Origin of the sequence: Neisseria sp. HMSC064E01, from assembly GCF_001808875.1 — a bacterium.
Classification (GTDB): Bacteria; Pseudomonadota; Gammaproteobacteria; order Burkholderiales; family Neisseriaceae; genus Neisseria; species Neisseria sicca_A.
The window spans coordinates 11,385-35,138 of the sequence record NZ_KV794946.1 but is presented as its reverse complement, the minus strand read 5'-3'; the positions used below and the strand labels follow the sequence as shown (position 1 = coordinate 35,138).

The window sequence follows — 23,754 nt, the reverse complement described above, 5'->3', positions numbered from 1 at the left end:
CCTGATTTAAATTTAATCCACTATATTTAATGAGCGATTTCACAAGCAAACAGCGGATTCAGGTTTGTCGGGCAGGGATTTTAGTTTCAGACGACCTGTTTTTGCCAAAAATGGATAGGTAATTTAAAAAATGGCAATGGTGATTATAGTCTGAGGCTAAAAACCAAAAAGCCAAACGGAAAAGTGTTGCTTTTTATCTGATTGAAAAATATAAGAAAAATTCAAAATTTGTCTAAAATGATGTAATTTGGCAACAAAAAATTCGAGAGCATCTATTCTAAAATAAACAATTTGTAATCGGCTTGTAACTAAGACATCGGTGTCATTCTTCAAGACATCGGTGTCATTTTCAAAACTAAAAATAAATTATCAAAATAATTACAATAATCCATTTTTACCGCGTATTTCTTTACTAAAAAACTGTATAATTTATCAATTAAGGCGGTATCATGACCCCTGTCGATACGGCAGACACGCCGCCGGCAAATGCATATGTTATTAAATAACATTTGATGAGTATGAGAAAGGATTACCCGAAATGAAAAATTTATTGACCTTGGCCGCTGCCTCTTTAATCGGTATGGCAGGTGTTACCGCTTCAGCCGCTATGGTTGCCCGCAATATCGAAACCGCTGCAAAAAAATAATTTGAAAACAAACGAAATATTTTAAACGCTTCCCAAACCCCACAAACAACCCTTCCCGCCTACGGCGGAGCGGCTTTCGGCTATCAACCGATTCCGGCATCAGATGCCGACACAAGCGCGAACCGCAGACCGCCAAATTCGGCGGCGGGAACAAAAGAAAGAGAGATTACCATGAAAAATTTAATCAAATTGGCAGCCGCCTCCCTGATTGGCATGTCCGGTCTGACCGCCAGCGCGACGACCGTCGCCAAAAACATCGCCGAAGCCGGCAAATAATAAGCCGAGCCGACCCGACGATAACATCCGCAACACAAACACAAGAAAGAGACTCAAAATGAAAGAATTGATCAAACTCGCCGCCGCATCCCTGATCGGTATGTCCGGTCTGGCCGCCGGCGCAACCCACATCGCCGACAATATGCGTACCGCGATTAAAAATAAGCTCGGGCAGTTTTAAACCCCCAAGCTGTTGGAAGTCAAAGCAAAGGTCGTATGAAAAGTTTCAGACGACCTTTTTTGATTGGGTCGGGTTTCGGGAAAGGGCGATTTCAAAACGGGCACAGCCGTATCGGGAAAACGGTTTTCTTTCGGTCTGTCGGAGAAGCATGGTTTGCGGACTTTATGCCGCGTAGCCGAAAGCTGCCTCTTTCCATTCTTTTGCTATCGGTTGGGAAACAAGACAAGCCTGCCCGTTATGTTGAAAAGGGGTCGTCTGAAACTTTTCAGACGACCCCTTGGCATTGAATCGGGTGTTCAGGCAAAGGTTGAACCGAATAAAAAACCGACCATCCGTTTCGCCGTGGATGGTCGGTTTTATAGTGGATTAACTTTAAACCAGTACGGCGTTGCCTCGCCTTGCCGTACTATCTGGTCTGCGGCTTCGTCGCCTTGTCCTGATTTAGTTAATCCACTATACAAAGCCTTATGCCAATTCCAGCTGTTTTTCCAAGCTTTCCACCAGATTGTCGTCCAGTCCCAAGGCTTGCGACAGGCGGCTGAGGAAGACGATTTCTTTGCGCGACAAGTCTGCGCAGACCAATCGTGCCGCCAGATAGGTTTCCGCTGCCAATGCCTGATCGGTGCCGACGGCGGCGGCGAGTTCTTCTACGGTCGCCGGATTGTTGTATTCGGCGGCAAGCCATGCGGCGGTTTCGGGGTCTTCGCCGCTTTCACGGGCGATGATTTGTTTTTCGGTTTCGTCAATCAGACCGTCCGAAGCCGCTGCGGCAATCATGGTGCGCAAAATCACGCGGCTGTGGTCTTCGGCGAGCAGTCCGGCAGGTTCGAACGCGCCTTGCGGTACGGCTTGCTGCTGTTGGTTTTTCTGCCAGTTTTGATAACCCTGATACGCCAGATAACCCAAAGCCGCCACGGAGCCGACTTTGACCAGCGATTTGGCGGTTTTTTTCTTCATCAGCATGGAAGCCAGTCCGCCGACCAGAGCGCCGCCGCCAAATGAATTGAGCGGGCTTTTGGATGCGGATTTTCCGTTTTTTTGAACGGTTCCTAAGATTTGATTGAGCAGGTTGTTGAAGTTCATGATGGTCCCCTCATGGTGGTCGGTTTGGGTCTGAAATGGATGCTCGGGGTCGTCTGAAATCGGGATGGGTGTTTCAGACGACCTGTTCGCAAAAGGCTCTTAACCGCGTACCCGTTCGATTTTCGCGCCGACTTGACCGAGTTTTTTCTCGATGTGTTCGTAGCCGCGGTCGAGGTGGTAGATGCGTTCGACGATGGTTTCGCCGCCTGCGACCAAGCCTGCCATGACGAGGCTGGCGGAGGCGCGCAGGTCGGTTGCCATGACGACGGCGCCGGAGAGTTTTTCCACGCCTTTGACGAAGGCGGTGTTGCCTTCGGTGGTGATGTTCGCGCCCATGCGGTTGAGTTCGGGAACGTGCATGAAGCGGTTTTCAAAGATGGTTTCGACGACACGGCTGTCGCCTTCGGCAACGGCGTTCATCGCCATAAACTGCGCCTGCATGTCGGTCGGGAAGCCGGGGTGTTCGGTGGTGCGGATGTTTACCGCTTTCGGCCGTTGCTGCATGTCGATGGAAATCCAGTCGTCGCCCGCTTCGATGATGGCACCGGCTTCGACGAGTTTGTCCAAAACGACTTCCATGGTTTTGGGGGCGGCTTTGCGCAGGACGACTTTGCCGCCGGTCATGGCGACGGCGCAAAGGAAGGTACCGGCTTCGATGCGGTCGGGTACGACGCTGTGTTCGCAGCCGTGCAGCTCTTTCACGCCTTCGACGGTCATGGTGGACGTACCGATGCCGCTGATTTTCGCGCCCATTTTGACGAGGCATTCCGCCAAATCGACGACTTCGGGTTCGATGGCGCAGTTTTCGAGAACGGTTGTGCCTTCGGCGAGGGTCGCCGCCATCAGCAGGTTTTCCGTACCGCCGACGGTAATCATATCCATCACCACGCGTGCGCCTTTCAGACGACCTTTGGCTTTGACGTAGCCGTGTTCAATGGTGATTTCCGCACCCATGGTTTCGAGGCCTTTGAGGTGCTGGTCAACAGGGCGCGAACCGATGGCGCAGCCGCCGGGCAGGCTGACTTGGGCTTCGCCGAAACGCGCCAGCGTCGGGCCGAGCACGAGGATGGAGGCGCGCATGGTTTTCACCAGTTCGTAGGGGGCGCAGGTGTTGTTGACGGTGCCGCCGTTGATTTCAAATTCGTGAACGTTGTCGGTCAAAACGCGTGCGCCCATGCCTTGCAGCAGTTTTTGGGTGGTTTTGACGTCGGCGAGCATGGGTACGTTTTTCAGGCGCAGGGTGCCGGAGGTCAAGAGTCCGGCACACATCAGCGGCAGGGCGGCGTTTTTCGCGCCGGATACGATGATTTCGCCGTTGAGCGGGCCGTTGGCGGTGATTTTGAGTTTGTCCACAGTGTTTCTTTCGTTGTTAAGACAAGTCCCGACGGCGCGGCCGGCAGGACGGGATTCGTTTAGATTCGGAATTATAAGGGATTTTGACGGTTTTTGCGGGCAGGCGGGAAGAATTCTTCCGAAGGGTGTTTACGGGGTATGAATGGTCGGAAGGGTCGTCTGAAAAAAGGTTGAACGCAGCTTCGCCGATGTCTGTTCGGACTTCGTTGAGCTACGCTTTCAGACGACCTTTTTGCCGTGTGGCGAAGTGAAACCGTCGTAATGCCCAAGCCCTGCCCGACGGGCTGTATCCGTCGGACAAGGATGGGTAAAGGCGTTATTCGGCACCGACGACGACAATGTGTAAATCTTCAGGTTTGACGCGGCGCTGCCAAGCGTCTTTGACTTGCTCGACGGTCAGTTTGCCGATGGCTTTGGGGTAGGCTTCGAGATAGTCGTTGGGCAGGTTGTGGTGGCCGATGATGCTGAGGTATTTCACCAGTTTGGCGTTGGAATCGAAACGCAGGGGGAAGCTGCCGATGATGTTGGCTTTGGCTTGTGCCAATTCTTCTTCAGTCGGGCCTTCTTCGATGAATTGTTTGATGACCGCCTGAGCCTGTACGAGCGAATCTTTAGTGTTTTTCTTCTGAGTGGAATAGCCGATGGTGAACATACCTGCTTCGGTCGCCGGTTCGAGGGTGCTGTGTACGCCGTAGGTGTAGCCGTGACGGTCGCGCAAGACTTTCATCAGACGGCTGTCAAAGCCGCCGCCGCCGAGGATGTAATTACCCGCCACCAATGCGTAATAGTCGGGATCGTGGCGTTTGATCAGCGGCATACCGAGCAAGACTTGCGCCTGTTCGCCGGCAAACGGGATATCGCGGCGTTGTGCCGGCTGCTGTTGAACCGGTGGGACGTTTTTAGCGGCGCTGCTGCGTTCGGGCAGTCCGTTCAACACGTTTTTCACAAGGCGGTCAGCCTGTTTGCGGTTGATATCGCCGACAATGGCGACGATGGCGTTGTCTTTGCCGTAATGGCTGCGGTGGAACGCGCGGATGTCGTCAAGATTGACTTTGCGGATGCTTTCCGTGGTGATGTTGGCGCCGCTGCCGTAAGGATGGTCGGGATAGGCAAGCTTGGTCAGGGCGCGTCCGGCGGTAAAGTCGGGGGTGGTTTCCTGTTGTTGGAGGGCGGTCACCGCCTCTTTTTGACGGCGGTCGAACACGGCGGGGTCAAAACGGGGGCGGGTCAGGGATTGGTTAAGCAGTCCGGCGGCTTGCTTGAGGGTTTCGGGACGGCTCAGGCTGCGCAGTCCGGCGGCGGAGCTTTCTTGATCGCTTCTGCTGCCGATTTGGGCGGCAATATCGTCGGCGGCGGCATTAAAGGCTTCTTCGTCCAGCTTTTCCGTACCGTCGGTCAGTAGGGCGGCGGTGAATTCCGCCACTTCGCTTTTGCCTTCGGGGTTGAACACGCTGCCCGCGCCTTTGAAGTTGACCTGCATATCGACGATGGGGTTGTCGTGTTGCTCGACCAACAGGACTTCTGTGCCGTTGCCGGTGGTCCAGCGTTGGATGTCCACGCCTGCCTGCGCGGTGGTGGAGAGGGCGAGGGCTAATATGAGGGGAAGGGATTTCATCGGATATTCCTTTGCGGTTGAACCGGTTTGTCGGGGCGGATGGGCGTTTGCCGCCGTATTCCGTCACGTTCCGAGTCATTTGCCACTTCGGGCGGGGTCGGTTCGGAGGTCGTCTGAAAACGCTTGAGAACGCAGTTTCAGACGACCCCTTTCGTCGGTTTATTTAGGTTGCGGCTTGTTTGCAGCCTGAACAATCGGGCGGTACAGGACTTTCGGATCGGGCATCACGACTACGGTCGCCAAACGGTCGTCCGTCAGCAACTGCGCGGCTGCCTGCACATCTTCGACGCTGACGGCTTTCAGGCGGCGGCGGATTTCCGCTTCATCGCTGTATTGGAAGCCGCGTGCTTCCAGCCGTCCGAGCATCGAGGCTTGTGCCTCCATAGAATCGCGTTCGTAGATTTCGGACGCTTCAGACTGCGCTTTGATGCGGTTCAGCTCTTCGTCACTGACGCCGTTTTCGGCGATGTCTTTCAATTCGCGGCGCAATTCGGCGATGACGGCATCGACTTCAACGTTGTCGGTCGGCATGGCGAAGATGCTGAACAACGGCATTTCACGGCTGATCAGGTCGTAACTTGCGCCCGTACTCAAAGCCATCTGTTTGCCGCGTATCAGGTTTTTATCCAAGCGGCTGGACGAGTTGCCCGACAAGATTTCCGACAAGACATCCAGCGCATAAGGCAGTTTGTCGTCCAGACTTTCCAGTCCGGGAACGCGGTAGTTTAAGGTGACCAAAGGCTGGCGCGTCACCATTGAGGTCGTCTGAAAATTCACAGGTTCGCGTTTGAACGGCTCGCCGGTCAGCATATTGCGGTCGGGCTGCTGTTTGGCGGGAATGCTGCCGAACAAGTCCGCCGCCGTTTTGAGCGTTTTCTTGGCATCGACATCACCAACAATCACCAAAACGGCGTTGTTCGGCGCGTAATATTGCTGATACCAGTCGCGCAAATCGTCGGCTTTGAGCGTGTGCAAATCATCCATATAACCGATGACCGCGGCTTTCATCGAAGGCAGGGTAAAGCTGTTCAGATACACCTGTTCCCACAGCTTGCCGTCCGCCGTGTCTTCCGTGCGTTGGCGGCGTTCTTCGCGGATGACGTTCATTTCATTGAGAAATTCTTCATCGCTGAAATTGAGGTTGTGCATGCGGTCGGCTTCGAGCTTCAACACTTCGGGCAGGTTTTCCGCCGCGACATTCTCGTAATAAACCGTCTCGCTGCGGTTGGTATAGGCATTGTTCTGTCCGCCCAAAGCGGCGACGCGGCGGCTGAATTCGCCCGAAGGTACGGCCTGCGTGCCTTTAAACATCATGTGTTCCAAGGCATGGCTCAAACCGCTTTTGCCCAGTTTCTCGTCCACGCTGCCGACTTTATACCAAAGCTGCGACACGGCGACCGGCGCGCGGCGGTCTTCTTTCACAATAATCTTCAACCCGTTGGGCAAAGTTTGCGATACGGTCTGCGCCAGCGTGAGTACGGGCGCGGACAAAGCAAATATCAGGGCAAGATGGCGTAAGCTGTTCAATCTGGATTCCTCTCAGTCGGTCTGGCGCAGAGCAGTCTCTGCGTGAGTGCAAAATATGCCGGAGAAACTTCAAATCAGACAAGGCGCGGCAACGCCGTATCGCTTTGAAGTCAATCCTTTTATAGAACGTCGCAATGATAAACAGTTCCCATATGCGTAAATAAAAAGGTCGTCTGAAAATCAAAGATTGGGTTTCAGACGACCCCTGCGTCACAAGATGGGGTGAAATTCAACCGGATTGGTCGTTTCCCTCCAATACCAATTCCATCACCGACACCGTCTCGCCGTTGTGCAGACAGGTCGTGATTTCACACCAGCCGTATTTTTCGTAAACCGACTGTACGTCAGGCGTATAAAGGTAAAGCTTGGGCAGGCGCATTTGGCGGGCGGCGGCGAGGCAGTGTTCAATCAACAGACCGCCAACGCCCGTCCCTCTGTGTTCGGGCAAAACGAACACATCGCCTAGCCAATATTCGTATTGGGGAAACTCTTCCATATCGTGCCGTTTGAGCGCGGCAGAACCCAGCAGCGCGCCGCCCTTTCCGATGGCGGCAAACGCCAGCGGCAGGTTTTTACCATTCAGGCATTCGGCGTAATAGGCGCGGATTTTTTCCATAGACGACCACGGCGCAAAATCATGCCATTGCCGATAAAGCGCGCGGGCGAGCGGTTCGACGTGTTCGGGGCGTAAAGGCGTGATGTTCATAAAAGGCATGATACGCCCGCGCCTTCCGCCTGAAAATGCCCCCTTTCTGCCGATACGTTTTCAGACGACTCCTCGTTTACATCCAATCCATCAAAATGCGGTTTCCCCTGTTCAGTCTCAAACCTTTGCCATATGCCGTTTGACAAGCGTTTCAGATTCGGCTAAAAACCGAAAAATGTTTGGCATCGTAAACTCCTGTAAATCCTAGATGAAAGCATCGGATACGGGCGTTTCCCGCCAAACCCGCAGGGTGCGGCAGGCAATCCTTAGGCACGCACCCGCTCTAAGAAAAATATTGAAAATGCCGGTGGAGGCGGGCAGGTTTCCGCCGGGGCAGTACGTCTGCCAAACCTCTGCCAACAGGAGAACTTTAATATGTCTGACAACCATTCCGCCCATAAGGAAAAAACCTTCTTCGGGCATCCCGTCCAGCTTTCTACCCTGTTCCACATCGAATTGTGGGAACGTTTCTCGTTTTACGGGATGCAGGGTATCTTAATGATCTATCTCTATTACGCTGCCAATAAAGGCGGTTTGGGCATAGAAGAGTCGCTCGCCGGCGGCATCGTCGGCGCATACGGCGGCAGCGTTTATTTGTCCACCATACTCGGCGCCTGGCTTGCCGACCGGATTTGGGGCGCGGAGAGAACGCTGTTTATTTCCGGCATCGTGGTCATGCTCGGACACATCGTTTTGGCAATCGCACCCGGGCTGTACGGACTGCTATGCGGCTTGGTACTCATCGCACTGGGCAGCGGCGGCGTGAAATCGTCGGCAAGCTCGATGGTCGGCTCGCTTTATGAGGCGGATCACATGAAGCCGCTGCGCGATGCCGGTTTTTCCATTTTCTATATATCCATCAACATCGGCGGCTTTTTAGGCCCGCTCCTGACAGGCTTGCTGCAAACGAAGATGGGTTTCCACTACGGCTTCGGCGCGGCGGCAGTCGGTATGGCTTTCGGGCTGTGGCGTTACTCTGTGGGACGCAAACTGCTGCCGCACACGCCTGCGCCCAATCCGCTGCGTCCTGAAAAAGTGCAAACCGCGGTGGCAGTCGCCGTGTTGATCGTCTTGATTATCGGCAGCCTGATTGCCTCGGGTACGCTCAATTTGGACAACTTCTCCAAATTCCTGCTCGGCACGGTCATTCTCACCATTATCGCCTACTTCGCGCGCCTGCTTGGCAGCAGCCATGTGTCGTCTGAAAACAAACGCCAAATCATTGCCTATATTCCACTGTTTCTGACCATCTGCCTGTTTTGGTCGGTCTGGTTCCAAGTCTATACCGTGGCAACGGTGTATTTTGACAAAACGGTTGACCGCACCCTATTCGGCGAGACTGTCCCCGTCGCATGGAAAGATTCCATCCAAAGTATGTGGGTTGTCCTTTTCTCCGGCGTAATGGCGGCAATTTGGACGAAAATGGGCAAATATCAGCCGAAAACCCCGTTTAAATTCGCATTGGCGATGATTGTCGTCGGCGTATCCTATCTTGGATTCGTACCGTATATTTCATCGGAAACCCCCATGCCGATTATTGTGTTCGCGCTAATCCTGCTCGCCATCACCATAGGCGAACTGATGATCTCGCCGATTTCGCTTTCTATCGCCACCAAAATCGCCCCGCCCATGTTCAAAACCCAAATGGTCGCGCTCAACTTCTTGGGTCTCTCGGTAGGTTTCACTTTGGGTGGCGTGTTGTTCAAAGAAGGATTCGATGAGAAAGCACCGCTGGATTTCTACTGGATGCTTTGCGGCATAGGCGTAATCACCGGTTTGGTATTATTGCTACTCGTACCTATTTTGAATAAAATGCTCAAAGGCGCGGATTAAATACTGATTCGTTAAGAAGGTCGTCTGAAATACCGTTTCAGACGACCTATTTTTAAGGACTTTGAACCCATGAAACCCAATACCTTCCTAATGCTCCTCCTGCTTGCCGGAGCAGCCCATGCCAACGACAGCACGGGTACAGTCAGCACAAGCGGCATCAAATATCTGAAAAATCCGCATATCGATATGCAGAGCGAAGATTTGTACATCAGCGAACACCAGATTCGCGTGCATTACCGGTTTAAAAACACCTCCTCACAAGACATTACTGAAACTGTTCTTTTTCCTTTGCCCATCGTTCCTGCGGCCACAGTTTCCGACTTTGCCGACACCAAGGGTTTGGTTAACAGCTTCCGCATTTACGTCGACGGCAAACCTGTCCGCCCGCAAGCCCACGTCCGTGCCTATTTTGAACGTAGTAACGGAACGTTGGTGGATGTAACCGCCGACTTGAAAAAATGCGGTTTGAGCGATCAGGAGTTGATGCACCCATGGACGCAAAACAAAGATGTCGAAAAGCTCAATAAGAAAATTCGTACTTGCAGCTCGCCTAAAATCAAATCCTTGCTTCCAGCCAGCGAATTGAACATGATGGGCTGGACGTTTTGGTCGGCGCAGATTATTTACAGCTGGAAGCAAACCTTTAAAGCCAACGCTGTAACCGAAATCAAACACCAATACACCCCGTTGGTTGGCGGCAGCTTCCTGCCTTCGCTCAAAGCCAAAGACAGCAAAGCATTCATAGATGAGTACTGCATGGATGAAAACTTCCTCAACAACTTTAAAAATGTGAAAGAAGAAAAGGTCTATCACCATTTGGGCTATATCCTGACCACAGGTGCCAACTGGGCAAAACCCATCGGTAAATTCACCCTGACCATAGACCGCGAGCCCAATACCGTGCTGTCGCTCTGCTGGGACAAATCCCTGCGCAAAGTCGGGCCGAACCGTTTCCAAGCAGTCAAAGAAAATTTCCTGCCGAAAAAAGACTTGGACATCATTTTCGTTTACGACTAACCCTAAGCAGCATACATAAAAGGTCGTCTGAAACCTTGTTTTAGGGTTTCAGACGACCTTTTGCTACAATAAGGCTTTTCCGTTTTGCAAGGCATTCCCATGAGCAAATCCGCCGTTTCCCCGATGATGCAGCAGTATCTCGCCATCAAATCGCAGCACGCCGACAAGCTGGTGTTTTACCGCATGGGCGATTTTTACGAGCTGTTTTTGGATGACGCGGTGGAAGCGGCGAAGCTGTTGGACATCACCCTGACCACGCGCGGGCAGATGGACGGCGTGCCGATTAAGATGGCGGGCGTGCCGTTTCACGCGGCGGAGCAGTATCTGGCGCGGCTGGTGAAGATGGGCAAAAGCGTGGCGGTGTGCGAGCAGGTGGGCGAAGTCGGCGCGGGCAAAGGGCCGGTGGAGCGCAAAGTCGTGCGCATCGTTACGCCCGGCACGCTGACCGACGCGGCGTTTTTGGAAGACAAGGAAACCAACCGCATCGCGGCGGTGAACGCGGATAAAAAACACGTCGCCATTGCGTGGGCATCTTTGCAAAGCGGCGAATTCAAAACCAAGCTGACGACGGCGGACAAACTCGCCGATGAGCTGGCGCGTTTGCAGGCGGCGGAAATCCTGTTGCCCGAAGGCAAAAGCCTGTCTGATGGGTTTCAGACGACCTCTGCCAACATTACGCGCCTGAACTCATGGCAGTTTGCCGCCGATGCGGGTGCGAAATTGTTGACCGAATATTTCGGCTGCCAAGACCTGCACGGCTTCGGTTTGGACGGCAAGGAACACGAAACCGCCGTCGGTGCGGCGGGCGCGCTGTTGAACTACATCCGCCTGACGCAAAACCTAATGCCGCAACACTTAGACGGCATTTCGCTCGAAACCGACAGCCAATATATCGGCATGGACGCCGCCACGCGCCGCAATCTCGAAATCACGCAAACCCTCTCCGGCAAAAAATCGCCGACCCTGTTTTCCATACTCGACGGCTGCGCCACCCACATGGGCAGCCGCCTCTTGGCACTCTGGCTGCACCACCCCTTACGCAGCCGCGCCCACATCCGCGCCCGCCAAGAAGCCGTTGCCGCGCTGGGTTCGCAATACGAAACCCTGCAAGGTCGTCTGAAAAACATCGCAGACATCGAACGCATCGCCGCCCGTATCGCCGTCGGCAACGCCCGCCCGCGCGACCTCGCCGCCCTGCGCGACAGCCTGTTTGCCCTGTCCGAAATCGAATGGTCCGCCGAGGGCAGTAGTCTCTTAGAAACCCTCAAAGCCGTTTTCCCCGAAACCCTGCCCGTCGCCGAAACCCTTAAAGCCGCCGTGATGCCCGAACCCGCCGTCTGGCTCAAAGACGGAGGCGTCATCAACCAAGGCTATTGCGCAGAACTCGACGAGTTGCGCCACATCCAAAACCACGGCGACGAATTCCTGCTCGACCTCGAAGCGCGCGAACGCGAACGCACCGGCCTCTCCACCCTCAAAGTCGAGTTCAACCGCGTTCACGGCTTCTACATCGAGCTATCCAAAGTCCAAGCCGAACAAGCCCCCGCCGACTACCAGCGCCGCCAGACCCTGAAAAACGCCGAACGCTTCATCACCCCCGAACTCAAAACCTTCGAAGACAAAGTCCTGACCGCGCAAGAGCAAGCATTGGCATTGGAAAAACGCCTGTTTGAAGCCCTCCTCAAAGACATTCAGACGACCCTGCCCCAGCTTCAAAAAGCCGCCAAAGCCGCCGCCGCCCTCGACGTACTCTCCACCTTCGCCGCCACCGCCGCCGAACGCGGCTTCGTCTGCCCCGAGTTCGCCGACTACCCAGTCATCCATATCGAAAACGGCCGCCATCCCGTCGTCGAGCAACAAGTGCGCCACTTCACCGCCAACCACACCCGCCTCGACCACAAACACCGCCTCATGCTCCTGACCGGCCCCAACATGGGCGGCAAATCCACCTACATGCGCCAAGTCGCCCACATCGTCCTCATGGCGCACACCGGCAGCTTCGTCCCCGCCGATGCCGCCCAAATCGGCCCCATCGACCAAATCTTCACCCGCATCGGCGCCTCCGACGACCTCGCCTCCAACCGCTCCACCTTCATGGTCGAAATGAGCGAAACCGCCTACATCCTCCACCACGCCACCGACCAATCCCTCGTCCTCATGGACGAAGTCGGACGCGGCACCTCCACCTTCGACGGCCTCGCCCTCGCGCACGCCATCGCCGAACACCTGCTGCAAAAAAACAAATCTTTCAGCCTCTTCGCCACCCACTATTTCGAGCTGACCAAACTGCCCGAAGCCCACGCAACGGCAGTCAACATGCACCTCTCCGCACTCGAACAAGGACAAGACATCGTATTCCTCCACCACATCGAACCCGGTCCCGCCAGCAAAAGCTACGGCATCGCCGTCGCCAAACTCGCCGGCCTGCCCAACCGCGCCCTCAAAGCCGCCCAAAAACATCTGGACGAACTCGAAGCCCAAGCCGCCGCCGTCCGCCCGCAGTTGGATATCTTCAGCACCCTGTCGTCTGAAAACGAATACAGCGGGTTTAGCCAAGACGAAACAGCGGACACTGAAGCCCAAACCACCGCAAGCCAAGAAAACCACCCCGCCCACCATGCACTCGCCGAAGCCCTAAACCAACTCCGCCCCGACGACCTCACCCCCCGCGAAGCCTTAGACGCACTGTACCGCCTCAAACAGATTGTTGAAGGCGGAGAGTAAGCGCGTTGGTTTATATAAAACAAGGTCGTCTGAAAATCCGATTCAGGTTTCAGACGACCTCAAAAAGACTACAAAAAGTACGGGGATTGGTTATATCAAGGAGGCTGTCAGCAAATATAGCCCTGGTGTTGTCATTCCCAATGATCCAAGTACACCTGCTCCGCTAAGAGGAAGAAAGCTTGAAGGAAAACTTATTTTAGAAGTTCCTGCTCAGGTCAATCCAATTCCACAATCTGTATTAAGGGCGGCACAAGAAGAAAATGTTATCATTAGAGATACAACAGGAAGGATTTACAAATGAAGAAAGATATTTTTTATTGTGAGCAGTGGTCTTATGGTTATAAGAAACTTCATAAGCCTTTTTCTGAGAAACAAGCTGAGGAAAAACATCTTAAAGGGGAGTTATATACTGCCGTAATAGGTTCGGCGACACAACCTGAATATGTAATTACCTTGCGAGAGGAAGTAGGTTTTTTTTCGGTAGATTTTTTCGATAAATTTGGAAGGGATTATTTAACCCATCAATTTCAAAAATATTCTAATTCGCAATATTATTTTCTTTCTATGGCTGTATGGAGAGATTATATAACTTTAGACTCTCATGATTTGGCAGAAGGATATACTTATTTCTTCAATGAAAATACGGATGATTGCTATGTTTTGAAAGAGGATTTTATTAATAATGAGCGATATGAAAAAACAGAATTATATCCCCAAAAAGATAAGGTAATCCTATTTCCAAAGTTTGGTGAATATGATTTGGTGCTGAATCCGGACATTATTTGATTGAGTTTTAAGGCTCCTTAATTTGTACCTGCAACCCGCCCCCTCTCCCGTCCGGCGGGAGAGGGCTGGGGAGAAGGTGGCTTTATGGGCTACACGAATCCGATTTTGCCTAAACCCACAAAACCACCCCCATCCTAACCTTTCCCCGCCGGACAGGGGAAGGGATAAGCTGCCTTACAGCCACCCGTAACGTGGGCTTTGCCCACGAGATATAGTGGATTAACTTTAAACCAGTACGGCGCTGCCTCGCCTTTCCGTACTATCTGGATTTTGGGGAATTTTGCAAAGGTCTCTATCTGTACTATCTGCGGCTTCGTCGCCTTGTCCTGATTTAAATTTAATCCACTATTAATAACAGACACGGTTTCCCGATTCGGGTTGTCAGACGGTGGATTCGCGGGCAAAGCCCACGTTACAAATTTGAGTTATCCCCAAGCCCGCTTCGACTCAATAAAAAGGTCGTCTGAAAACCAAAAATTCAGTTTTCAGACGACCTTTCGCTCTTTTTCAAAGCGGAAAATCCATCCCAACGCCGTCAGGCATTATTCGTAAACTTTCAACAGCTCTACTTCAAACACCAATGTCGCGTTAGGCGGGATCACGCCGCCCGCGCCGCGTGCGCCGTAGCCCATTTCGGCGGGAATGGTCAGCTTGCGTTTGCCGCCTTCCTTCATGCCGCCGAAACCTTCGTCCCAGCCTTGAATGACCTGACCCACGCCCAGCGTAATGGTCAGCGGCTGACGGCGGTCGAGGCTGGAGTCGAATTTGGTGCCGTCTTCCAGCCAACCGGTGTAATGTACGGTAATTTCCTTGCCTTTCACGGCCTCTTTGCCGTGGCCTTCCTGCAAATCTTCAATAATCAAACCGCTCATGTTTTATCCTTTCATAGCGTTTTCAATTGGTTAACAATATCGACTCTTCGATATTCCGCGCTGAAGGGTATCATAGCTGCCGTTTCCGATAAAGCAAAAGGTCGTCTGAAAACGGATGGGTACGTTTTCAGACGACTTTTCAATGTATCGTCAACCGATGGGCAATCAATTTGAGCCGTTTTGCAACGAGCGGGCATAGGTGTCATTGTAGCCTATATCGGTGATTTCGCGCACGCCTGTGGCAGGTGCGGTAAATTTCACGCGGTCATCATCCTTGCGCATATCGTGTGCATCGTGATATTCGACTTTGGTTAAGCCCGGAATGGGGCCGGAGTCGTTGGCATGGTTCCATTCAGGAATGCGGCTGTCGGCGAGAGATGCGGCGGCGGCAACGACGATGAGGGAGGCGAAGAGTGCTTTTTTCATGATTACTTTCCTTATGATGTTGAATATAAAAGATGAACTGCGTAGGCGTTCAAGCGATGGAAAGCATTTTATTGGTTTCGTTTTGATTGATAAATATCGATTTCGTTTAAAGAATATTTACTAATAAGAAACAATATACCCTATCCCGTTTTCAGACGACCTTTGGACAAGACTTATCCACAATGGTGCAGCGGCGTAGTCCATTCCTGTTTCACGGTTTTACTTTTTTCGTAGCGTCGCCATGCTTTTTCGTGGGAATAGAAAACGACAGTGTTGGCAAGCGGTTCGACCAGCGCGACTGCGCTTGAGATGCCGATGCTGCCGGTCAAAATATAGGCAACGCCGAACGCGGTGGCGAAATGTAAAATGGCAAAGGTCATGGTTTTAATCATGATGGTTTCCTGATATGGTGATGTCTGTATGATTCGGATAATAACCATTCTCAACTAAACCGTATATTTTGAATATTCTATTCCGAGTTAGTTTATTTCAATTATTATTTTATTTTCGATAGGTAAAAAATGAATCCGCTGTGCATTCCCGTTCTCGACCGCGACACGCTTGCCGACCGTCCGTTTGACTTTGATTTTCCACATACTTTAAGCAGCTATGGTTCGACCGAAGCGCATCAGACCGCTGAGCGCATACAGGGCGCGGACATCATCATTACCAACAAAGTCGTGATTTCCGCCGAACACATCGCCGCTAACCCGCAACTCAAGTTGATTGCGGTAGCCGCGACGGGCGTCAACAACGTTGACCTTGCCGCCGCCAAACAAGCGGGCGTGGGTGTGTGCAACATCCGCGCCTACGGCAACGAATCGGTGGCGGAACACGCCTTTATGCTGATGATTACCCTGATGCGCAACCTGCCCGCCTATCAGCGCGACGTTGCCGCCGGAGTATGGGAAAAAGCGCCGTTTTTCTGCCATTTCGGCGCACCGATGCGCAATTTGAACGGCAAAACACTGGCGATTTTCGGGCGCGGCAACATCGGGCAGACGCTGGCAACTTATGCACAGGCGTTCAAAATGAAGGTTTTGTTTGTCGAACGCAAACACGCCGAAACCGTCCGCGACGGCTACGTTTCCTTTAACGAAGCCGTCCGCACCGCCGACGCGCTGTCGCTGCATTGCCCGCTCACGCCGGAAACGGCAAACATGATGGGCGAAGCCGAATTGCAGCAGATGAAGCCCGGCGCCGTCATCATCAACTGCGGACGCGGCGGACTGGTGGACGAACACGCACTTATCGCCGCCTTGAAATATGGGCAAATCGGCGGCGCGGGCTTCGATGTGTTGACACAAGAGCCGCCGCGCGACGGCAATCCTTTGCTGAAAGCCCGACTGCCCAACCTGATCGTTACCCCGCACGTCGCCTGGGCAAGCCAAGAGGCAATCAACCGCCTGTTTGACATCCTTGTGGACAACATCAACCGCTTCGTCGCAGGCAATCCGCAGAATCTGGTTTGATACTGAATATGCGAGAGGCTTGTTGATAATTTTGTGAACAATTTAAAAGGTCGTCTGAAAATTTTCAGACGACCTTTTTGTATATCAATATTTTTCAATGAATTAGGTTTGGTTTGATTGAATTGAAGTTAGGTTTAAATTGTGGATAAGTTGTGAGCAATCCGTGGATTTTATCAAAAACCGATGCTTTGAAACGGCAAAGGTCGTCTGAAAACCTGAATCTTGGTTTTCAGACGACCTTTTTGCTGGTTCAAACAAATCAAATATCGTAAGTGGTCGATGCGGTATCGCCGCCCTTGCCTGTCCAGTTGGTGTGGAAGAATTCGCCGCGCGGTTTGTCGGTGCGCTCGTAGGTGTGCGCGCCGAAGTAGTCGCGTTGGGCTTGCAGCAGGTTGGCGGGCAGGCGTTCGGTGGTGTAGCCGTCGAGGAAGGTAATCGCGGAAGCCATGCAGGGCATGGGGATGCCGCATTCGATGGCTTTGGCGACCACTTTGCGCCATGCGGGCAGGCAATTTTCCAATACGCCTTTGAAATAGGGGTCGGAACCCAAGAACACTAAATCGGGATTGGCTTCGTATGCGTCGCGGATGTTGCCCAAGAACGCGCTGCGAATGATGCAGCCTTCGCGCCACAGAAGGGCGGTGTTGCCGTAATTCAATGCCCAATCGTTGTTTTCGCTGGCTTCGCGGATGAGCATGAAGCCTTGTGCGTAGGAGATGATTTTGGATGCCAACAGGGCTTGGCGCAGGGCTTCGACCCACGCGGCTTTGTCGCCTTCGACGGGGCTGATGGTTTTGTCGAACAAGCCGCCGGTTTGGACACGTTGGTCTTTTAACGCCGACACGCAGCGGGCGAACACTGCTTCGGAAATCAGCGTCAGTGGGATACCCAAATCGAGGGCGTTGATGCCGGTCCATTTGCCTGTACCTTTTTGTCCAGCGGTATCGAGGATTTTTTCGACCAAAGGTTCGCCGTTTTCGTCTTTGTAGCCCAAAATCGCGGCGGTGATTTCAATCAGGTAGGAATCCAGCTCGGTTTGGTTCCATTCGCTGAAAATGCGGTGCATTTCGTCGTAGCTCAGACCCAAGCCGTCTTTCATGAATTGATACGCTTCGCAAATCAACTGCATATCGCCGTATTCGATGCCGTTGTGCACCATTTTGACGAAATGACCTGCGCCATCGCGACCGACCCAGTCGCAGCAGGGTTCGCCTTGCGGGGTTTTGGCGGCAATGGCTTGGAAGATGGGTTTGACGGCAGGCCATGCGGCTTCGTCGCCGCCGGGCATGATGGATGGGCCATGACGCGCGCCTTCTTCGCCGCCGGAAACGCCCGCGCCGATAAAGCGGATGCCTTTTGCTGTCAGCTCGTGGGTGCGGCGGGTGGAATCGGGATAGTTGGCGTTGCCGCCGTCAATAATAATGTCGCCTTGTTCCAAAAGCGGGACAAGTTGCTCGATAAAGTCGTCAACGACAGAACCTGCACGCACCATCATCATGATTTTGCGCGGTTTTTCCAGTTTATCCACGAAGTCTTGCAATGAATAGGCACCGATAATGTTTGTGCCTTTGGCTGCGCCGTTGAGAAAATCGTCTACTTTAGCAGTGGTCCGGTTGTACGCCACGACTTTGAAACCGCGATCGTTCATATTCAAAATCAAATTTTGACCCATAACGGCCAAGCCGATGACACCGATATCGCCTTTCATTGATGGAAGCTCCATTATTAATTTAATTTATCAGCCGTAACTCTATCTGATTTACAGAGGTTTAACAATCCTTAACTATCTAATTTTTTGAAAAGATGCCTTTACGTTGCGGGCGTTGGCTGCGCGATGGGAAAACAAACTATAAATAAGATTTTAAATAATAAATAGATGATTATATTGAGTCGCGCTTTTTCTTGTGCATAACTTTGATTCCTTTTTCAGTTCAATCAGTTGAATGCTAATTTTGGATGCGGATAAACCGCTATTTTCCTTGTTGGCAGATGTGGATAATTTTGACATTCGGTTTGGCTCTGTGCATAACTTTCCGGCTATACACACAGCCTGCCGGTTTTATACCGAGCCCGAACGGAACTGTCTGAAGAGATAAACAGTCCAATCGGTTTTCATGTTTCAGACGACCTTTTGTGTTTTTTAGCCATGTAAAGGTCGTCTGAAAAATATCTAACTAAAAGGGAGCAGATATGAAATTTTCCTTTGGATTAAACCTGTTGGCAGTTTTGGTTTTGGCAGCGTGCGCGCACCAGCCGATGCAGAAACCTGATGCCGCTCCTGCGCCGACGGCTGTGGATAACCATGCGCCGGAACAAGGGACGGGACTGACCGAGCAGAAATTGATCCGCGCCAAACATTTTATGGCGGCGTCTGCCAATCCGTTGGCGACCGAGGCGGGATACGAGGTTTTGAAACGCGGCGGCAGCGCGATAGATGCGATGATTGCCATACAGACTACGCTGGGTCTGACCGAACCGCAGTCTTCCGGTTTGGGCGGCGGCGCGTTTTTGGTGTATTGGGACAATAAGGCGAAAAAACTGACGACGTTTGATGCCCGCGAAACGGCGCCGAAAGCGGCAACGCCCGAGCTTTTTTTGGATGAGAACGGCAAACCGATGGGCTTTATGAACGCGGTGGTCGGCGGCCGTTCGGTCGGCGTGCCGGGGATTCCGAAGCTGCTGGAAGATGTCCACAAGCGTTACGGCAAGTTGCCTTGGGCGAGTCTGTTTGACAAACCGATTGCTTTGGCGGAACAAGGCTTTACCGTTTCGCCGCGCATGGCGAAATCCATCGAGCAGAATCTCGAGCCTTTGCAACGCTATCCGCAAACCGTCGCGTATTTCCTGCCTGACGGCAAGCCTTTGGCAGCGGGAACGGTGTTGAAAAACCCTGAATTTGCCCGCTCCGTGCGCCTGTTGGCGGAAAAAGGCAGCGCGCCGTTTTATCAGGGCGCGCAGGCACAGAATATTGTCCGTGCCGTTACCGGCGCTGTGGATAACCCCGGCAAAATCAGTTTGTCGGATTTGAAAAACTACCGCGTTATCGAGCGTCAACCGGTTTGTGCGCCCTATCGTGAATATGAAGTTTGCGGCATGGGCGCGCCAAGTTCGGGCGCGATTGCTTTGGGCGAGATTTTGGGCGTGTTGCAAAATCAGGATATGAAGGCGTTGGGCGCGGAAAATATCCACAGTTGGCGCTGGATAGGCGATGCGTCGCGGATTGCGTTTGCCGACCGAGATCATTACGTCGGCGATCCTGCGTTTGTCAACGTCCCGACCCGAGCCTTGATTTCGCAGGCTTATCTGAAACCGCGTGCCGAAGAAATCCGCCAAGCAGACAAGGCGTTGGAAAATATTCAGGCGGGCAAGTTTGGCAAGAAATACGCGCAGGGTATGGCGGTAGAGCTGCCGTCCACCAGCCATTTGGTGGTTGTGGATAAAGACGGCAACGTCGTGTCGATGACGACTTCGATTGAAAACGCGTTTGGCTCGGGGCTGATGGCAAACGGCTATCTGCTCAACAATGAATTGACCGATTTCGCTTTCAACCCAGTCGGCGTGGACGGTAAAACCGTTGCTAACAGCGTGGCGGGCGGCAAACGGCCGCGTTCTTCAATGGCACCGACCATCGTGATGAAAGACGGCAAGCCTTATCTGGCGGTCGGTTCGCCCGGCGGCAGCCGCATCATCGGTTTCGTCGCCAAAACGTTGGTGGCGCATATCGACTGGGGCATGGACATTCAGGCAGCGATCTCCCTGCCGAATATGCTCAATCGCGGCAGCCAGTATGAAATCGAGGAAAAAACTGCTGCGGCGGACAAAGCGGCAGCATTGGAAAAACTGGGCTACAAAGTCCAAATCCGCGATTTGAATTCCGGCGTACAAGGCATTGTGATCGGCAAAGACGGTTTGCTCGGCGGTGCCGACCCGCGCCGCGAAGGCAAAGTCATGGGCGATTGATCACCGATCGGCTTGTGGATAAAAGGTCGTCTGAAATCCGAATTTGGGTTTTCAGACGACCTTTTTTATTGCTGGAGAAAAGCTATGGATAAAGTGTGTATAAAATTTGAGAAAAAATATAATCTTTCTATTTTTCAGAAGGATAGATTAGATAGCCATGTGGATAATCATGTCTGAAATATTGGCGGAAGATGGTTGTATCGCTTGAAAGGTCGTCTGAAAACTTAAAATCAAGATTTCAGACGACCTTTATTGAATAAAAAGGTTGTGGATAAACAATCATCCACAACCTTTTTGTACACCGTCTTATCTCAAGCCGCCGGCAGCTCGTGGAAGGCGGACGGCAAATCCTCGTCGTCGGCGAATTCCACCCATTCGTAGGCGGTTTCGTCCGCCAAAACCGCACGCAATAAAGCGTTGTTGATGGCATGGCCGGATTTGTAGCCTTCGAATGCGCCGATAATCGGGTGTCCGACGATATACAAATCGCCGATAGCATCAAGGATTTTGTGGCGGACAAACTCGTCGGGATAACGCAAACCTTCCGGATTCAAAACGTCCATATCGTCAATCACGATGGCGTTGTTCAAATTGCCGCCCAGTCCGAGATTGTGGGCGCGCATCATTTCCACTTCGTGCATAAAGCCGAAGGTGCGCGCGCGCGCGATTTCGTCGATGTAGGACTTGCCCGCGAAATCGATTTCAAAAGTAGGCGAGCTACGGTTGAAAACCGGATGGTCGAATTCGATGGTCAGCGTCACTTTAAAGCCGTCATACGGCGTAAAGCGCACCCATTTGCCCGCTTCTTTGACTTCGACAGGCTTGAGGATTTTCAAAAACCGCTTTTGCGCCTTTTGATCGACAACGCCCGCATCTTGCAAAAGATAAATAAACGGCAGGCTGGAGCCGTCCATAATCGGGATTTCGGGCGCGTTTAACTCAATCAGCGCATTGTCGATGCCGTAGGCGGACAGCGCGGACATGATGTGTTCGATCGTGCCGACGCGCACGCCTTTGTCGGTTACGATAGTGGACGACAGGCGCGTATCGTTGATGAGGTAAGGCGTAAGTTTGATGGTTTCGCCCATTTCGCCGTCCAAATCGGTACGGCGGAAAGAAATCCCGCTGTTTTCAGGCGCGGGGTGCAGGGTCAGCGCGACCCGTTCGCCCGAATGCAGCCCGACGCCGGTTACGCTGATGGATTTTGCCAAAGTTCGTTGCAGCATAAACCGCCTCCTTATTCAATAATTGGTTTGATGTTTGGATAATACGATAAAAAGGAAAAAATAATCCATTATTTTTAATAGTATTTGCTAATGTAGGTGTTTCAGAACCATAGATTTTTCAGACGACCCTTTGTACCGGTAAGATTATCCACAATATGCCGTGTAATCCGAGTGGAAAAATCCGATTTTATCCACAGAAATATTCAAATGATTACAGATTATCCGACTTTGTTCTCACAAAAAACAAAACTTGAACGCAACCTTTAAATGAATACAACAATTTGATTATACAATCAGTAATAAGGTTATCCACAAAGCGGGGATACACTCATCACCATCATCATTTTTTTAAATAATTACATATTAATTTTAAAAACAACCAAAATTTATCCCCAAATATGGGGACAAACCGTACCAATCTACGTTTTCAGACGACCTATTTCACGGTTTTTTTATTTAAATCAAACATTTTAAAAGTAGCATCGTGTAATTCTAGGTAGTAGTTTTATTTCAGGCTACAATAGCCCTTATTGAAATTTATCCCTTTCCCTACTGACAGGAGTATCAAAATGAGCATCAAAGTAGCGATTAACGGTTTCGGCCGCATCGGCCGTCTGGCATTGCGTCAAATTGAAAAAGCCAAAGGCATCGAAGTCGTCGCCGTCAACGACCTGACCCCTGCCGATATGCTGCTGCACCTTTTCAAATACGACAGCACCCAAGGCCGTTTCCAAGGTACTGCCGAATTGAAAGACGATGCCATCGTGGTGAACGGCAAAGAAATCAAAGTCTTCGCCAATCCGAATCCTGAAGAATTGCCTTGGGGCGATTTGGGCGTGGACGTCGTCCTCGAATGTACCGGCTTCTTTACCAGCAAAACCAAAGCCGAAGCCCACATCCGCGCCGGTGCGCGCAAAGTCGTTATTTCCGCGCCCGGCGGCAATGACGTGAAAACCGTCGTATATGGCGTAAACCAAGACATTTTGGACGGCAGCGAAACCGTCATCTCCGCCGCTTCCTGCACTACCAACTGCCTCGCCCCGATGGCTGCAGTCCTGCAAAAAGAGTTCGGCGTAGTCGAAGGCCTGATGACCACCATCCACGCCTACACCGGCGACCAAAACACCCTTGACGCGCCGCACCGCAAAGGCGATTTGCGCCGCGCCCGCGCCGCCGCGCTCAACATCGTGCCCAACAGCACCGGCGCCGCCAAAGCCATCGGTCTGGTTATCCCCGAATTGAACGGTAAACTCGACGGTTCCGCCCAACGCGTCCCCGTCGCTACCGGCTCGCTGACTGAATTGGTTTCCATCCTCGAACGCCCTGTTACCAAAGAAGAAATCAACGCCGCGATGAAAGCTGCTGCCAGCGATGCTTTAGGGTACACTGAAGATCAAATCGTTTCTTCTGATGTCATCGGTATCGAATACGGCTCGCTCTTTGACGCAACCCAAACCCGCGTGATGACCGTAGGCGACAAACAACTGGTAAAAACCGTCGCTTGGTACGACAACGAAATGTCTTACACCTGCCAACTCGTCCGTACTTTGGAATACTTCGCAGGTAAAATCTAAAAGATTTCGGATTGGGTAAACCAGTCTGTGGATAAGTAAGAGAAAAGGTCGTCTGAAAACGAGCGTGAACGAGTTTTACTAAACTTGGTTTCACATTTTCAGACGACCTTGTTTTTTATTTGTAACCTGCACCCTCTCCCGTCTGGCGGGAGAGGGTTGGGGAGAGGGTGGCTCTGCGATTTATACGAATTTGATTTTACCTAAACCCACAAAGCCACCCCCATCCTAACCTTCCCCCCGCGGACGGGGGAAGGGACAGGTTGCCGTTGAAGCAACGAGTAGCGTAGGCTTTGCCCACGAGATGCAAGGAAAAATGAATGTCCATTCGACTGTTGTCTGATTTGGATTGTTGGATAGCGGATTTCGCGGACCAAGCCTACTCTACTTGAGTTATCCTAAGCCTGCATTGATTGAATAAACAAGGTCGTCTGAAAACGGGGGTAGAACGAGTTTCTCTAAAACTCAAATCTCAAAGTT

The 23,754-nt window shown here is 52.1% G+C and carries 18 protein-coding genes and 1 pseudogene; 9 read left to right on the top strand and 10 right to left on the bottom strand.

Annotated features, from left to right (window positions below; translation table 11 throughout):
- Positions 1 to 980 precede the first annotated feature (980 nt).
- The gene (locus HMPREF2572_RS15215; RefSeq protein WP_283118474.1) at positions 981 to 1,103 is read left to right on the top strand and encodes a hypothetical protein; all 123 of its coding nucleotides are present in this window, start codon (positions 981 to 983) and stop codon (positions 1,101 to 1,103) included.
- Between the two features lie 465 nt (positions 1,104 to 1,568).
- On the opposite strand, the gene HMPREF2572_RS08745 is transcribed toward HMPREF2572_RS15215, so the two are convergent.
- The 5 genes from HMPREF2572_RS08745 to HMPREF2572_RS08725 form a co-directional block, all read right to left on the bottom strand.
- Positions 1,569 to 2,186, bottom strand: coding sequence for a tellurite resistance TerB family protein (locus tag HMPREF2572_RS08745; protein WP_070497787.1), 618 nt, complete (start codon positions 2,184 to 2,186; stop codon positions 1,569 to 1,571).
- 99 nt (positions 2,187 to 2,285) lie between these two features.
- Positions 2,286 to 3,539, bottom strand: a complete 1,254-nt coding sequence (gene murA / locus HMPREF2572_RS08740) for a UDP-N-acetylglucosamine 1-carboxyvinyltransferase (RefSeq protein ID WP_070497785.1) — start codon at positions 3,537 to 3,539, stop codon at positions 2,286 to 2,288.
- 316 nt (positions 3,540 to 3,855) lie between these two features.
- Entirely contained in the window at positions 3,856 to 5,154 is a 1,299-nt protein-coding gene (locus tag HMPREF2572_RS08735; RefSeq protein WP_070497783.1) for a M16 family metallopeptidase, read from the bottom strand.
- Between the two features lie 159 nt (positions 5,155 to 5,313).
- Positions 5,314 to 6,681 (bottom strand): M16 family metallopeptidase, encoded by a 1,368-nt coding sequence (locus tag HMPREF2572_RS08730; protein WP_070497781.1) that lies wholly within the window; start codon positions 6,679 to 6,681, stop codon positions 5,314 to 5,316.
- 229 nt (positions 6,682 to 6,910) lie between these two features.
- Positions 6,911 to 7,396 carry a GNAT family N-acetyltransferase gene (locus HMPREF2572_RS08725; RefSeq protein WP_083294213.1) on the bottom strand — a complete coding sequence of 162 codons (486 nt, stop codon included), beginning with the start codon at positions 7,394 to 7,396 and terminating at the stop codon, positions 6,911 to 6,913.
- Between the two features lie 366 nt (positions 7,397 to 7,762).
- Between HMPREF2572_RS08725 and HMPREF2572_RS08720 the strand changes: the two genes are divergently transcribed.
- From HMPREF2572_RS08720 to HMPREF2572_RS08705, 5 genes and pseudogenes are all read left to right on the top strand, one after another.
- On the top strand, positions 7,763 to 9,220 hold the full coding sequence (locus tag HMPREF2572_RS08720) for an oligopeptide:H+ symporter (protein ID WP_070497779.1): 1,458 nt from the start codon (positions 7,763 to 7,765) through the stop codon (positions 9,218 to 9,220).
- Positions 9,221 to 9,289: 69 nt separating this feature from the next.
- Entirely contained in the window at positions 9,290 to 10,237 is a 948-nt protein-coding gene (locus tag HMPREF2572_RS08715; protein ID WP_070497777.1) for a DUF4424 family protein, read from the top strand.
- Positions 10,238 to 10,336: 99 nt separating this feature from the next.
- Complete coding sequence (mutS, locus tag HMPREF2572_RS08710) at positions 10,337 to 12,961, top strand: DNA mismatch repair protein MutS (protein WP_070497775.1); 2,625 nt, start codon at positions 10,337 to 10,339, stop codon at positions 12,959 to 12,961.
- Positions 12,962 to 13,034: 73 nt separating this feature from the next.
- Positions 13,035 to 13,262 (top strand): annotated as a pseudogene (locus HMPREF2572_RS13595) (hypothetical protein); the annotation flags it as partial.
- Entirely contained in the window at positions 13,259 to 13,747 is a 489-nt protein-coding gene (locus HMPREF2572_RS08705) for a hypothetical protein (protein ID WP_070497772.1), read from the top strand. The pseudogene HMPREF2572_RS13595 and the gene HMPREF2572_RS08705, both read left to right, overlap by 4 nt.
- Positions 13,748 to 14,289: 542 nt before the next feature.
- Here the strand turns inward: HMPREF2572_RS08705 and HMPREF2572_RS08695 are convergent.
- The 3 genes from HMPREF2572_RS08695 to HMPREF2572_RS08685 form a co-directional block, all read right to left on the bottom strand.
- On the bottom strand, positions 14,290 to 14,619 hold the full coding sequence (locus HMPREF2572_RS08695) for an FKBP-type peptidyl-prolyl cis-trans isomerase (protein WP_003743612.1): 330 nt from the start codon (positions 14,617 to 14,619) through the stop codon (positions 14,290 to 14,292).
- 165 nt (positions 14,620 to 14,784) lie between these two features.
- The gene (locus tag HMPREF2572_RS08690; protein WP_070497767.1) at positions 14,785 to 15,045 is read right to left on the bottom strand and encodes a hypothetical protein; all 261 of its coding nucleotides are present in this window, start codon (positions 15,043 to 15,045) and stop codon (positions 14,785 to 14,787) included.
- Between the two features lie 173 nt (positions 15,046 to 15,218).
- Positions 15,219 to 15,437, bottom strand: coding sequence for a DUF2061 domain-containing protein (locus HMPREF2572_RS08685; RefSeq protein WP_070497765.1), 219 nt, complete (start codon positions 15,435 to 15,437; stop codon positions 15,219 to 15,221).
- Between the two features lie 129 nt (positions 15,438 to 15,566).
- Here HMPREF2572_RS08685 and HMPREF2572_RS08680 point away from each other — a divergent pair, with 129 nt between their 5' ends.
- Entirely contained in the window at positions 15,567 to 16,517 is a 951-nt protein-coding gene (locus HMPREF2572_RS08680; protein ID WP_070497763.1) for a D-2-hydroxyacid dehydrogenase, read from the top strand.
- A 259-nt stretch (positions 16,518 to 16,776) separates the two neighbouring features.
- On the opposite strand, the gene gnd is transcribed toward HMPREF2572_RS08680, so the two are convergent.
- Positions 16,777 to 18,225, bottom strand: coding sequence for a decarboxylating NADP(+)-dependent phosphogluconate dehydrogenase (gene gnd / locus HMPREF2572_RS08675; RefSeq protein ID WP_070497761.1), 1,449 nt, complete (start codon positions 18,223 to 18,225; stop codon positions 16,777 to 16,779).
- 482 nt (positions 18,226 to 18,707) lie between these two features.
- Between gnd and ggt the strand changes: the two genes are divergently transcribed.
- On the top strand, positions 18,708 to 20,477 hold the full coding sequence (ggt, locus tag HMPREF2572_RS08670; protein WP_070497759.1) for a gamma-glutamyltransferase: 1,770 nt from the start codon (positions 18,708 to 18,710) through the stop codon (positions 20,475 to 20,477).
- A gap of 311 nt (positions 20,478 to 20,788) precedes the next feature.
- Here ggt and lpxC read toward each other — a convergent pair whose 3' ends face one another.
- On the bottom strand, positions 20,789 to 21,703 hold the full coding sequence (gene lpxC / locus HMPREF2572_RS08665) for a UDP-3-O-acyl-N-acetylglucosamine deacetylase (RefSeq protein ID WP_049230484.1): 915 nt from the start codon (positions 21,701 to 21,703) through the stop codon (positions 20,789 to 20,791).
- Positions 21,704 to 22,272: 569 nt separating this feature from the next.
- Here lpxC and gap point away from each other — a divergent pair.
- Positions 22,273 to 23,277, top strand: a complete 1,005-nt coding sequence (gap, locus tag HMPREF2572_RS08660; protein WP_070497758.1) for a type I glyceraldehyde-3-phosphate dehydrogenase — start codon at positions 22,273 to 22,275, stop codon at positions 23,275 to 23,277.
- Positions 23,278 to 23,754 lie beyond the last annotated feature (477 nt).

Bases quoted from the DNA above. Each gene is read 5' to 3' on its own strand.
- HMPREF2572_RS15215 (WP_283118474.1), top strand. From the start codon at position 981: ATGAAAGAATTGATCAAACTCGCCGCCGCATCCCTGATCGGTATGTCC.
- HMPREF2572_RS08745 (WP_070497787.1), bottom strand. From the start codon at position 2,186: ATGAACTTCAACAACCTGCTCAATCAAATCTTAGGAACCGTTCAAAAA.
- HMPREF2572_RS08735 (WP_070497783.1), bottom strand. From the start codon at position 5,154: ATGAAATCCCTTCCCCTCATATTAGCCCTCGCCCTCTCCACCACCGCG.
- HMPREF2572_RS08725 (WP_083294213.1), bottom strand. From the start codon at position 7,396: ATGCCTTTTATGAACATCACGCCTTTACGCCCCGAACACGTCGAACCG.
- HMPREF2572_RS08720 (WP_070497779.1), top strand. From the start codon at position 7,763: ATGTCTGACAACCATTCCGCCCATAAGGAAAAAACCTTCTTCGGGCAT.
- HMPREF2572_RS08715 (WP_070497777.1), top strand. From the start codon at position 9,290: ATGAAACCCAATACCTTCCTAATGCTCCTCCTGCTTGCCGGAGCAGCC.
- mutS (WP_070497775.1), top strand. From the start codon at position 10,337: ATGAGCAAATCCGCCGTTTCCCCGATGATGCAGCAGTATCTCGCCATC.
- HMPREF2572_RS08705 (WP_070497772.1), top strand. From the start codon at position 13,259: ATGAAGAAAGATATTTTTTATTGTGAGCAGTGGTCTTATGGTTATAAG.
- HMPREF2572_RS08695 (WP_003743612.1), bottom strand. From the start codon at position 14,619: ATGAGCGGTTTGATTATTGAAGATTTGCAGGAAGGCCACGGCAAAGAG.
- HMPREF2572_RS08690 (WP_070497767.1), bottom strand. From the start codon at position 15,045: ATGAAAAAAGCACTCTTCGCCTCCCTCATCGTCGTTGCCGCCGCCGCA.
- HMPREF2572_RS08685 (WP_070497765.1), bottom strand. From the start codon at position 15,437: ATGATTAAAACCATGACCTTTGCCATTTTACATTTCGCCACCGCGTTC.
- HMPREF2572_RS08680 (WP_070497763.1), top strand. From the start codon at position 15,567: ATGAATCCGCTGTGCATTCCCGTTCTCGACCGCGACACGCTTGCCGAC.
- gnd (WP_070497761.1), bottom strand. From the start codon at position 18,225: ATGAAAGGCGATATCGGTGTCATCGGCTTGGCCGTTATGGGTCAAAAT.
- ggt (WP_070497759.1), top strand. From the start codon at position 18,708: ATGAAATTTTCCTTTGGATTAAACCTGTTGGCAGTTTTGGTTTTGGCA.
- lpxC (WP_049230484.1), bottom strand. From the start codon at position 21,703: ATGCTGCAACGAACTTTGGCAAAATCCATCAGCGTAACCGGCGTCGGG.
- gap (WP_070497758.1), top strand. From the start codon at position 22,273: ATGAGCATCAAAGTAGCGATTAACGGTTTCGGCCGCATCGGCCGTCTG.